The sequence below is a fragment of the Frankia sp. CeTa3Moorea genome, assembly GCF_978021225.1.
The window spans coordinates 5,593-16,087 of record NZ_CDXDOR010000110.1 but is presented as its reverse complement, the minus strand read 5'-3'; the positions used below and the strand labels follow the sequence as shown (position 1 = coordinate 16,087).

Below are 10,495 nucleotides of genomic sequence, written 5' to 3'. Positions count from 1 at the left end.
CCAGCAGGGAGGTGCCGAGCAGCGCGGCGCCGGCGACTCCGGCGAGGATGGCATGGCTCATCGCGTCGGTCAGGTACACGAGCCTTCGCTGGGTGGCCCAGACCCCCGCGACCGGCGCCGCGACCCCGACCGCGAGGGTGGCGACCAGGGCACGGCGCATGAACGGGTAGTCGAACGGCTCGATCAGCCAGCCAAAGGTGAACGCCCCGCTCACGACAGCCATCCCGGGATGGCGAGCAGATCCTCGCCGTCGAGTGGGCCCGCACCGGCCACCGGACCCGCACCGCCCACCAGGCCCGCATCGGCGGCCGGGCTCCGGTCGGCGGGCAGCACCTCGCGGGCCGGCCCGTCGGCGAGCACTGTTCGGTCGATGATCACCGCGCGGTCGAACACCTCGCGCGCCAGGCGCAGCTGGTGTAGCGCACAGCAGACGGCGATCCCCGCCGCCGCCAGCTCACCGAGCGCGGCCAGGAGGGCCTGCTCGCTCGCGCTGTCCAGTCCTTCACAGGGCTCATCCAGCAGGAGGACATCCGGTTCCTGCGCCAGGGCGCGGGCCAGCAGGACCCGCTGCGCCTGCCCGCCGGACAGCTCTCCCACCGGCCGGTCCGCGAGGGGGCCCAGGTCCAGCCGGGCCAGGGCCGCGTCGACCGCCGTCTGGTCGGCCGCGTCCGGCCGGCGCCACCAGCGCCGCGCCGAGAGCCGCCCGGTCGCCACCACCTGGCGGACGGAGACGGCAGCTCCCAGCGTGGTGCCGCCCGCTTAGGAGCGGACCTGCGGATCCGCGCTCATCGCGGGCAGCGTCGCGGCCACGTCCGCCGGCAGCCGTTCGAGGACGACCCGCGGAGCCTCGGTCAGGATCACCGACTCCACCAGCTCAAGGCCGGGCACCGGGCCGGCGAGGTCCGCGGGCTCGTCGCAGAACCACCGCACCCGGGCGGAGACCTTGCTCATCGCGTCGTGCTCCTCCTGGTGCTCCCGCATCCAGGCGCCCCAGCTGTCGAAGAGGACGGTGCTGCCGGGCAACCGGCGGGCGATCCGGTCGAGGACACCGTGCACCTCGTCGGCGCCGAGGAACACCAGCACCGCCTCGGCGACGAACAGCCAGGGCCCCGGCCCGGTCGCCACGGCGAGGTCAAGCCAGTCGCCGTCGAGCACGGAGGCGGCGACGGACCGGCGGTGCTCATCGTCGGCGAAGTATCGCCGGCGCAACGCCATCGCGTCCGGCAGGTCCAGCTCGATCCAGCGGCCCCGACCGGCCGCGACCCGCTCGTAGCGAGTGTTGAGTCCAACTCCGACCTCCACCACCGTCCCAGCGGGGTGGCGATCGAGCCACGCCTCGACCCAGTGGTCGAACACCGCGGTCCGCCAAGCGGCGCCGACCAGGCTGGGCAGCCCCTCGAACCGGGCGAAGTCGTAGTCGATCGCCGCCACGAGCTCGACCGCCCTCGGGTCGGCCACCAGGCGCTCACCGCGCCGCGTGAGCTCCGCCCGGCCGTACAGCGGAATGAGCAGGGTCTCGGCGACAGTGCCGAGAGCGATGCCGCCGGAAGCGTCCGCGCTCGTCCGATCGGAGCGGTCCGGCCCTTCGTCCGTGTGCCGCACCACGCCTCCATCAATGTTGGCAACGATTTTCATTACGATAGCGCCCACGGACGGGCCGGCACCCCATACCCCCGGGCAGGCTCGCGATGCCGCCACCCGAAGTCGCCGCCGCCGGCCCACACCCGCTCGAACCGACCCCACCTCCGGGCCGACACACGGGATGACCCCCGGTCGCCGCTGGACATCGCGGCAAGCTCTTAGGCAAGATGAAAACCGTTTTCATTACAAGCCACCACACCACACCACTCCACTACCAGCAGCGGGCGGGTCGATGAAGGAGCGCAGGAGACCTGTCGGGCAGCACCAGATCAGCCGGAGCGAGTTGACGGTCCTGCTGCGCGCGACAGGCCCGTTCGAGCGCCGGCCCTACCAGCCCCCGACCCTCCGCAGACCAGGAGAACGCATATGTCGGCGCACTGCCAGGTGACGGGGCGCAAGCCAGGGTTCGGCATGCGGGTGAGCCACTCGCATGTCCGCACCCGGCGCCGCTGGAACCCCAACATCCAGAAGAAGACCTACTGGCTGCCCAGCGAGAACCGACGGGTGACCCTGACCCTGTCCGCCAAGGTCATCAAGACGGTCGACAAGGTTGGGATTGAGGCGATCGTGCGCCGGCTGCGTGCCCAGGGGGTGAAGGTCTGATGGCCCGTAACGAGGCCCGCCAGAAGATCAAGCTCCGGTCCACCGCGGGGACCGGGTTCACCTACATCACGACCAAGAACCGCCGCAACGACCCGGACCGGCTCCAGCTCATGAAGTACGACCCCCGGATCCGGCGCCACGTGCTGTTCCGCGAGGAGCGGTAGCGGCACCAGCCCTCGACTCCCTACCCGACCAGCAGAGGATCACAGTGGCCAAGGCAAGCAAGATCGCCGCCGACAACAGGCGGCGGGTGATCGTCGCCCGTCACGCCGAACGGCGCGCCGAGCTCAAAGAGATCATCCGCAGGCCCTCGACACCGCAGGCCGAGCGGGACGCCGCCGTCGCGGAGCTGCGCCGCCAGCCGCGCGACGCCAGCGCGACCCGGCTGCGCAACCGCGACCAGGTCGACGGCAGGCCACGCGGCCACCTGCGGGACTTCGGCCTGTCCAGGATCCGGTTCCGGCAGATGGCGCATGCCGGTGAGCTCCCCGGTATCCGCAAGGCCAGCTGGTAACACGCCAGCTGCTACCACCCTGACGAGGCACGAGAATGACGAACCGACCACGGCGCCCGGGGAAGACCCCCCGCAAGAAGCCCAACATCCTGATCGAGCGCGGCATCACCTATGTCGACTACAAGGACACCGCTCTGCTGCGCATGTTCATCTCCGACCGCGGGAAGATCCGAGACCGCCGGATCACCGGACTGACGCCCAAGCAGCATCGGGAGGTCGTTCGCGCGATCAAGAACGCGCGCGAGATGGCCCTGCTCCCCTACGCGATCCGGCCACGATGAGCCCGGCCTCGCTGTCCTCGCCCGACGGCGAGGACCAGCATGCGGCCATGGACGACGCCTCGCCGAGTGAGCGGTTCTGGCAGCCTCTTTACCAGAGAGGCGAGGATCCGGGACCAGCACGACGCCCGAACGTCGCACTGGTCTCCGTCATGGAGACCCTCGGGCTCAGGCCGGGGAGTGCCTGGGATCTGGGCTGCGGTCACGGGGGCGACGCCATGTGGCTGGCGACACTGGGCTGGAGGCTCACCGCCACGGACGTCTCGGCCACAGCAGTGAGCCGAGTCGCCGCGGCCGCCGCGGCCCAGGGCCTGGCGGAGCGGATCGACGCGCAGCGACACGACCTGACCCGCACCCGGCCAACCGGGCCGTTCGATCTGGTCTACGCCTGCTACTTCCACAGCCCGGTCGAGATCGACCGCCGCGAGGTCCTGCGCCAGGCGGCCACCCAGGTCGCGCCGGGCGGCTACCTCGCCCTCATCGACCATGCTTCGTCAGCACCGTGGTCCTGGAAGCAGCTCGATCCCGCGGACTTCCCCACTCCCCGCGAGACCCTCGACGACCTCGGCCTCGACCCGGCCGAGTGGCTCACCGCGCGCTGCGAACGGAGCCACCGCACCGCCGCCGGCCCGGATGGGCATACGACTGCAACCGTCGCGGACAACGTCATCGTTCTCAGCCGCGCCTGATCCCGCGCTGCGACCGGGACGCACACCTAAAAGCAGCCTGGCGGCAAGCGGTTGCCAGCCAGGTCCTGATTGCAGGCCGGGCGGCTCCCCGTTGGCCGGGGAGCCGCCCCGGAGGTCAGCCCGCCGCGCTCCGCGCACCGGCAGCCACACCCAGCCCGGCGCCGGCGGCCGGAACCAGGTCGGCGCCGAAGCGGAAGTCGGGATCGATCTGAGCAGCCAGATCCGCCCCCACCGCCGCGTTCGCCCACGCCGCGGCGTTACGCAGATGAATCTCATGCATCTGCGCGAGAAAACGCTCCGGATCCCGCGCCGTCGTGTCCACCACCGACTTCATCTGAGCCAGCACCGATCGGTCCGACGGATCCAGGTCATCAATGCCGAACATGCGCCCCTGTTCCATCGCACGCACCGGAGCGGACTGGCTCACCCACGCCAACAGATCCGCACCGGCCCCGCCTGCACGGCCCACAGCCACGCCCACGAACCGCCACCTACAGCAAGATCCCTAAACCAGGTGAATGCTTACTCCTCTACGACATGGACCGTAAGTATTCGGTGATGGCGTGGAGTGGCTGGTTCCGCCGTGTGGGCACTGGACGTGTTCGGGGTGCCCACGGCAGGCGGGACGCCAACGACGTTGCCAAGCCTGAGCACGCCAAAGCCGGCGGAGGAGGACGTGGCGCTCGACGACGGGTCGCCACTGCCACCCCTGGTGCACAAGCAGGGCGTGGTCGGGCCGGTGCCGGTCAGCGCGGCGGCGGAACAGGCCCAGTGGCGGCTGACCATGGCGGCGGCCGACGTGGCCGGGGCGCTCGACCAGCTGCACGACCTGCTGATCGTCTGTCACTACAGCGCGAAGGCCGCACCCATGTGAATCCTGGTGTGTCCTGACGAGCGGCGTGAAATACCGCCCACCACGGTCACTGGAGGACGCCACGCTGCGCGGCGCCGACCTTCAGGTTCGGCCTGTGGTGGGACTCGCAGGCAGCCGGCGGCGGCATTTCCCTCGACGAGATTGCGGGTCGTGGCGGTGGCCGTGTCTCGTGGCACACGGCGCATGGCGCGTTCGTCGGGATCGCGCGGGCGGTCGGGGCCGTGGTCACCGACCCCGCCGATAGTGCCGATCCGGTGGCCGGTGCCGGGGTGCTGGAGAACGGCCAGAGGGTTGCCGGTTCGCGCAATGCCGGGGCTCCCGGATGGACTACTCCGGCGGTGACTGTCGGTGCCGGGTATCTTCGGGGTCCGGGGCCGCCCGGCGTTGGTGTAGTCGTGCGAGGTCGCCGCGGGTCGATACAGTCTCGGCCAGCCGTCGGCTGGAGTGACGTGACTGGCTCGCACGGTGGCGTGGTAGCAGTACACTTAGGTACTGGACCCTAGGCCCCGAAGGGGACATGCCGTGACCTATCGCTTGGAGATCGTCAGCGAGGTCCGGGCGTGGCTGCATGACCTACGTCGAACAGACCGAAGCACCGCGATCCTCGTCGGTCAGGCTGTGACCGCTCTTCTCGACGAAGGCCCCAGCCTGGGACGGCCGCTCGTTGACCGGATCAAGGGCTCACGACTCCACAACCTCAAGGAGCTCAGGCCCGCTTCAAGCGGAGCCAGCGAGGTCCGCATCCTGTTCGTCTTCGATCCCACGCGCCGCGCGGTGCTACTCGTTGCCGGAGACAAGGCCGGCCAGTGGTCAGCCTGGTACGAAAGGGCGATCCCACTGGCCGAAGCCCGCTACGCCCTCTATCTCAAGGAGCGTGACGTATGAGCACCGTCCACGGGTACGACAGGGACGGGTTCCTCGCCGAGTTCTTCCCCGACGAACACGACCGCCGTGAGGTCGAGGCGGGGGCGGGGCGGCTCGTGGCGGAGAACCGCGCATCTCGGCTCGCCGAGATGCGCCGGCGTCTGGGCCTAACCCAGGCGGAGGTCGCCGACCGCATGCACGTCCGGCAGGAACGCGTCTCCGCCATCGAGCGGGCCAACGTCGATGCCAGCGAGCTGCGCACTCTCGCCGCCTACGTCAAAGCACTCGGTGGCCACCTGGAGATCATCGCGGACTTCGGCGGGGAACGGCTCGTTATCGGCTGAAGGATGCCAACCCGACCGCCACCCCCACAACTACATCAGCAGACGCACCGGAACCGCCAGGTATGCGGAACATCTGTTCGATTCGGTAGGCGGCGTTCCGATCGACGCGATCAATGGGCATCGTCCGAGGTCAGGGCCCGCGTGGCGACTGGGCGGATGGTGATCTCAGGGCCTGCAACCAAGATCAATCGGTTCGGATGCTGGTACACATGGTCCACGCATTTTTTGATCATGCCTCTGGCCTGGGCGAATGCGGTTTGCGATCTAGCGCTTGAGATCCAGCGCTGTGGAACGGTGCTGGTCAGGACCTCAACAGCTGGTTCGAGCCCCGCCTGGACGGCCACGTTGCGGCCATGCGAACCGCCTCCGCCTCGCCGAGGTGCTGGGCAGCGGCGACTTCGGATGACATCCGCGGTCGCCACCGGCAGCCGCTGGGTCATCACCAAGAACGTACAGGGCAACCTGTTCGCCGACGGCCTGGACGGGGACGAAGGGGGGACGGTCACGTCCAGACGCCGTCCGCCATGTCGTGGCCCCGGCCAGGCGCCGCCGTTCACGACCGTGGCCGCGGACGGCGGCGGTATGGACGTCTTCCGTGGCAGCGCCGTCGGCGCCGTGACGTGGAGGTCAAGGTCCTGATCGACTGCACCGCCGACGAGACCGAGCGTGTGCGGCGACTGCTCGACGACGTCTTGGGGATCGGCGGCCTGTTCGTGCGGCGGTGCGTGGAGACCGCCACCGGATGAGGGCCACACAGGCTGGTCGGACCCCGGGGCCGTTCGTCAACCGCGGGCATCGGTCGTGGTGTGTGGTGGGCGATGCTGGTCTGGCTGAACCTGACTATATCTTCGGCCGGTGCCGACCCTCATCTGGATCAATGGTCCGAACGCCGTCGGGAAAACCCAGGTCGCCCACAACCTGCACCGCAGACTGCCCGGAAGTGCGGTGTCAGGGGGTCGAGCGGATCGTCGTGGGGAGCACCTCGGACTACTGGCGGATCTGGTTCTACCTGCTGGAGGCCGCCGGCCTTCAGGTGTGGCTGGTCAACGCCCGGGACGTCAAGAACGTCCCGGGCCGGCCGAAGACCGACAAGCTCGACGCGGTCTGGTTGTGCAAGCTCAACGAGCGGGGGATGCTGCGGCCGTCGTTCGTGCCGTCGGCGCCGGTCCGGGACCTGCGGCAGCTGACCAGGCTACGGGCAGTGCTGGTCACCGAGTCCTCCCGGCACCGCAACCGGGTCGAAAAGGTGCTCGAGGATGCCCTGCTGAAGGTCTCGGCGGTGCTGTCGGACCTGTTCGGAGCCAGCGGCCGGCGGATCCTGGACGCCCTCGTCGCAGGGGAACGCTCGGCGACGGTCCTCGCCGGCCAGGTACGCCGTGATCAGCGCCAACGCGGCCGTCAGCCAGGTGCGGTCGGCGTCGGCGGCCGGGCCGTGCGCATGCCCGCCGTGCCCACCGGCGGCCGGAGGCGCGGCGGGTGGCCACATCGGGGGACGGCCGCGATCGCCGGCGTGGGTCAGCGCCCGTACCACCAGCACCGCCCCGATGATGAGCACAGCCCAGAACAGCAGCATGCCCAGGGACATCGCAAACCAGCCCCAGCCGCTCATTCCATAGCCGTCGTGCCAGTACATCATCACTGTCACCTCCCGGAGCGAGCGGACGGGACGGCCCGAATCGGTCCCCACGCCGCGCTCCCTCCCGCTTTCAGAGTGCGGCGAGTCGCGCTGGAGCGCAGGTGCTGGATGATCCGACGTCGCCGGGTTCTATGCTGCGGCCGTTTGGACGGGGAGGCCGGCGAGGCGCCATTCCAGCATGCCGTCGGCCAAGCGTGCCGCGGTGCGTCTCTGGGCGTGCAGGAGGCGGACGGCGTCGTGGGCTAGCACGCAGTACGCGCCACGGCAGTAGGCCACGATCGTCGCGTCGGCGGGGATCTCGTCGAGCCGGTCGGTCAGCTCCTCCAGCGGGATGCCCAGCGCGCCGGGAATGTGGCCCTGGATGTACTCCTCGGTCGGGCGGACGTCGAGGACGACGGTCCGGCCTGTGCGTACCTGTTCGAGCAGGTCGTCGCGGGTGACCTCCTGTACCGGTTCGCCGCCGTCGGCCGCGCCCGTCACGCCGAGGTAGGCGATGCGGGCCGCGTCCACGTCGGCGAGGTGGGCGTGGGCGACCGAGCGCAGGTGGGTGTAGAGGGCGGCGACGTCGTCGCCGGCCAGTGAGTAGTGGATGCGGGTGCCGTCACGGCGGGTGGTGACCAGGCCCGCTTGGCGCAGCGTCTGAAGGTGCGCTGAAGCGGTGGTCAGGCCGAGGCCGGCGGCGCGGGCGAGGGCGTCGACGCTGCGTTCGCCCTGGGCGAGCAGGTCGAGTAGCTCCAGCCGCTTGCCGCTGGCCAGTGCCTTACCCACCCGGGCGAACTGCTCGTAGAGCGCGGCTTTGCGGTCCCGATCACCCACAGCGGACTCCCACGGACTATATTCCAGCAATCTCTGGATTACTGTATAACCGGGGTGGCGGCATGCTGCCGCGGAGCTGCTCGGGGTAAGCCAGGGGCTGACCTGGTCCACGACCGTCATCATGAAGATCGATCTGGTCGGGCCGGCGCGGCGCGGGCTGGCGATGGGATTCAACGAGGCCGCCGGTTACCTCGCCGTCGCGGTTACCGCCCTGGCCACCGGCTACCTGGCAGCCCACCACGGGCTGCGCCCCGCCCCGTTCCTGGTCGGGATCGTCTACGCTGCCCTCGGCCTGGGCCTGTCCACCCTCGCCGTCCGCGAGACCCGGGGGCACGCCCGCGCTGAAGCCGCCGGCCACCGTGCCCGCCCGGACGGGATGCACGACCACCTCCACGGCGGGCTCACCCCCCGGCGGATCTTCACCCAGACCAGCTTCACCGAACCTGCGCTGTCCGCGGTCAGCCAGGCCGGAATGGTCAACAACCTCAACGACGGCCTCGCCTGGGGCCTGTTCCCCATCCTGTTCACCACCGCCGGGCTGTCACTGACCCGCATCGGCATCCTCGCCGCCATCTACCCCGCCGTCTGGGGAGTCGGGCAACTCGCCACCGGCGCGCTGTCGGACCGCATCGGCCGTAAACGACTCATCATCGCGGGCATGGGCATCCAAGCCTGCGCACTTGCCGTGGTCGCCGCCGGACATAGCCTCACCGTCTGGGCGGTGGCCGCCGTCCTGCTCGGCGCCGGCACCGCCATGGTCTACCCCACCCTGCTGGCCGCCGTCGGCGACGTCGCCCACCCCGCCTGGCGCGCCCGCGCCGTCGGCGTCTACCGCCTCTGGCGCGACAGCGGCTTCGCCATCGGGGCGCTGCTCGCCGGAGCGATCGCCGACCTCGCCGGCATCCCCGCCGCGATCTGGACCGTCACCGCCCTCACCGCGGCGTCCGGCCTCGTAGTCGCCGTCCGGATGTATGAGACGCATACCCCCGCTGCCCAGCCGCACCGACGTCCATGTCCTCATCGCCACCCTGCTACCCGACACCGCATTGCCCCCATCGCCCGCCCGCTGACCCGGTCCGCCACCGCCCCGCGGACCAGTCAGCGCAGCCCGGCTGGTCCGCGGCTACCGGACACCGAAACGCCTCACGGCGAGGCTGGACGGCGGCCGGTGAGGTGGCGAGCGAGCAGGGCGTCGAGGGAATACCGTCCCGGTCCGCCGATCAGGAGGAAGAGCAGGCCGAGGAGCATCGACATAGGCGAAGAACCCGGGCGCCGGAATACCGATCTTGTCGAAGCGGCCCGGGCCGAGCTTGTCCGGGAACAGGAACTTCTGGATGCCCTCGGACACAAACACCGCGCCGACGAGCAGCCGGATCAGAATCGTCTCCGCCGGCCCGTCCGCCTTGAGCGCCCTGACGACGTCCGGCATCTTTGCCTCCCTTCTCCTGCTCCGGTGAGCTGCCCCGGGGCAGACGACCGGTCACGGTGACCGTGATGGCGGGCTATCCGCGCGGGGTGAACTGGGACAGCTCGTAGATGCCGAGCTTCTTTTCGGCCGCGGCGACCTGGGCGACGACGTCGGCGAAGCCGTCCGGTCCGAAACGTCGATGCTCCTCGTCCTCGAAGACCTCGCCGAGCCGGGCGAACTCACGCGGCACAACAACCTGACGAAACGCCGGGAACACGACGGTGTCCTCACGGGCCTCGTGCGGCTCGTACATGCGGACGAACGCGGCCATCGCGTCCATAAGGGCGCGACGGTGCGCGGCATCGGGCGTCCCCGATGCGCGAACGGCGGTCTGGATCCGATCGGTCAGGACCCGGCCCCGGCGATGCTGGACACGCAGCACGGCGGTCGTCTCGGACAGACGGCCGGCTTGCTCCAGAGAGGGAAAGACATACCGCTCCTCCACCTGCTCGTGGTAGTCCTCCACGAAGGTGCGAACGATCTGCGCGCTGGCCGCCAACGCCTGGACCGGCGGCGGCTCACCCACCTCCAGACGTCGAATCGCCTCCCGGTAGATCAGCAGAATCCGCTTGAGTACCCCGTGCTCGCGCATCAGGTCCTCCGGCGGAGTAACCGGCACCTCATCGGCAGCAGATGGCGCCGCCGAAGGTGTCCGCGGCGCGGCGGTGGTCAGCGCCGGCGCGCCTCCGGCCAGCAGCGCCGCCGCCCCCAACAGCCGCCGCCGCGGCACACCCGACCAATCCCACCCCAGCACGACCACCCCCCGAC

At 70.2% G+C, this 10,495-nt stretch carries 18 protein-coding genes; 12 read left to right on the top strand and 6 right to left on the bottom strand.

What is annotated here, in order from left to right:
• From AC08OV_RS17590 to AC08OV_RS17580, 3 genes are all read right to left on the bottom strand, one after another.
• Positions 1-214 (bottom strand): metal ABC transporter permease (locus AC08OV_RS17590; RefSeq protein ID WP_476614410.1); only part of this gene is annotated, 214 nt, incomplete at its 3' end.
• Positions 211-717, bottom strand: coding sequence for an ATP-binding cassette domain-containing protein (locus tag AC08OV_RS17585; protein ID WP_476619963.1), 507 nt, complete (start codon positions 715-717; stop codon positions 211-213). The genes AC08OV_RS17585 and AC08OV_RS17590, both read right to left, overlap by 4 nt.
• Positions 718-759: 42 nt before the next feature.
• The gene (locus tag AC08OV_RS17580) at positions 760-1,602 is read right to left on the bottom strand and encodes a class I SAM-dependent methyltransferase (protein WP_476614412.1); all 843 of its coding nucleotides are present in this window, start codon (positions 1,600-1,602) and stop codon (positions 760-762) included.
• Between the two features lie 405 nt (positions 1,603-2,007).
• On the opposite strand from AC08OV_RS17580, the gene rpmB reads away from it, so the two are divergent.
• The 5 genes from rpmB to AC08OV_RS17555 are packed head-to-tail and all read left to right on the top strand — an operon-like array spanning position 2,008 to position 3,725.
• A complete protein-coding gene (rpmB, locus tag AC08OV_RS17575; RefSeq protein WP_476614413.1) occupies positions 2,008-2,244 on the top strand; it encodes a 50S ribosomal protein L28 in 237 nt (78 codons plus the stop codon).
• Positions 2,244-2,408 (top strand): 50S ribosomal protein L33, encoded by a 165-nt coding sequence (rpmG, locus tag AC08OV_RS17570; protein WP_368954577.1) that lies wholly within the window; start codon positions 2,244-2,246, stop codon positions 2,406-2,408. The genes rpmB and rpmG overlap by 1 nt, the downstream gene beginning before the upstream one ends.
• Positions 2,409-2,452: 44 nt before the next feature.
• Positions 2,453-2,758: a 30S ribosomal protein S14 gene (gene rpsN / locus AC08OV_RS17565; RefSeq protein WP_476614414.1), complete on the top strand. Its 306-nt coding sequence runs from the start codon at positions 2,453-2,455 to the stop codon at positions 2,756-2,758.
• Positions 2,759-2,793: 35 nt separating this feature from the next.
• On the top strand, positions 2,794-3,039 hold the full coding sequence (gene rpsR, locus AC08OV_RS17560; protein WP_476614415.1) for a 30S ribosomal protein S18: 246 nt from the start codon (positions 2,794-2,796) through the stop codon (positions 3,037-3,039).
• Positions 3,036-3,725 (top strand): class I SAM-dependent methyltransferase, encoded by a 690-nt coding sequence (locus tag AC08OV_RS17555; RefSeq protein ID WP_476614416.1) that lies wholly within the window; start codon positions 3,036-3,038, stop codon positions 3,723-3,725. The genes rpsR and AC08OV_RS17555 overlap by 4 nt, the downstream gene beginning before the upstream one ends.
• Before the next feature lie 115 nt (positions 3,726-3,840).
• Here the strand turns inward: AC08OV_RS17555 and AC08OV_RS17550 are convergent, their stop codons facing one another.
• Complete coding sequence (locus AC08OV_RS17550) at positions 3,841-4,206, bottom strand: hypothetical protein (RefSeq protein ID WP_476614417.1); 366 nt, start codon at positions 4,204-4,206, stop codon at positions 3,841-3,843.
• 87 nt (positions 4,207-4,293) lie between these two features.
• Between AC08OV_RS17550 and AC08OV_RS17545 the strand changes: the two genes are divergently transcribed.
• From AC08OV_RS17545 to AC08OV_RS17520, 6 genes are all read left to right on the top strand, one after another.
• On the top strand, positions 4,294-4,599 hold the full coding sequence (locus tag AC08OV_RS17545; protein WP_476614418.1) for a hypothetical protein: 306 nt from the start codon (positions 4,294-4,296) through the stop codon (positions 4,597-4,599).
• 522 nt (positions 4,600-5,121) lie between these two features.
• Positions 5,122-5,484, top strand: a complete 363-nt coding sequence (locus AC08OV_RS17540) for a type II toxin-antitoxin system RelE/ParE family toxin (protein ID WP_476614419.1) — start codon at positions 5,122-5,124, stop codon at positions 5,482-5,484.
• The gene (locus AC08OV_RS17535) at positions 5,481-5,807 is read left to right on the top strand and encodes a helix-turn-helix domain-containing protein (RefSeq protein ID WP_476614420.1); all 327 of its coding nucleotides are present in this window, start codon (positions 5,481-5,483) and stop codon (positions 5,805-5,807) included. The genes AC08OV_RS17540 and AC08OV_RS17535 overlap by 4 nt, the downstream gene beginning before the upstream one ends.
• 402 nt (positions 5,808-6,209) lie before the next feature.
• Positions 6,210-6,446 carry a hypothetical protein gene (locus AC08OV_RS17530; protein ID WP_476614421.1) on the top strand — a complete coding sequence of 79 codons (237 nt, stop codon included), beginning with the start codon at positions 6,210-6,212 and terminating at the stop codon, positions 6,444-6,446.
• The gene (locus tag AC08OV_RS17525) at positions 6,428-6,553 is read left to right on the top strand and encodes a hypothetical protein (protein ID WP_476614422.1); all 126 of its coding nucleotides are present in this window, start codon (positions 6,428-6,430) and stop codon (positions 6,551-6,553) included. Before AC08OV_RS17530 ends, AC08OV_RS17525 begins: the two co-directional genes overlap by 19 nt.
• Positions 6,550-7,689 carry an IS110 family transposase gene (locus tag AC08OV_RS17520; RefSeq protein ID WP_476619962.1) on the top strand — a complete coding sequence of 380 codons (1,140 nt, stop codon included), beginning with the start codon at positions 6,550-6,552 and terminating at the stop codon, positions 7,687-7,689. Before AC08OV_RS17525 ends, AC08OV_RS17520 begins: the two co-directional genes overlap by 4 nt.
• Here AC08OV_RS17520 and AC08OV_RS17515 read toward each other — a convergent pair.
• Complete coding sequence (locus AC08OV_RS17515) at positions 7,573-8,259, bottom strand: ArsR/SmtB family transcription factor (RefSeq protein WP_476614424.1); 687 nt, start codon at positions 8,257-8,259, stop codon at positions 7,573-7,575. The two genes, AC08OV_RS17520 and AC08OV_RS17515, sit on opposite strands and share 117 nt — an antisense overlap.
• Before the next feature lie 76 nt (positions 8,260-8,335).
• Between AC08OV_RS17515 and AC08OV_RS17510 the strand changes: the two genes are divergently transcribed.
• Positions 8,336-9,748: an MFS transporter gene (locus AC08OV_RS17510; protein WP_476619965.1), complete on the top strand. Its 1,413-nt coding sequence runs from the start codon at positions 8,336-8,338 to the stop codon at positions 9,746-9,748.
• 13 nt (positions 9,749-9,761) lie between these two features.
• Here AC08OV_RS17510 and AC08OV_RS17505 read toward each other — a convergent pair.
• Positions 9,762-10,495, bottom strand: a 734-nt coding sequence (locus AC08OV_RS17505) for a hemerythrin domain-containing protein (RefSeq protein WP_476619961.1), incomplete at its 5' end; no start/stop codon positions are given.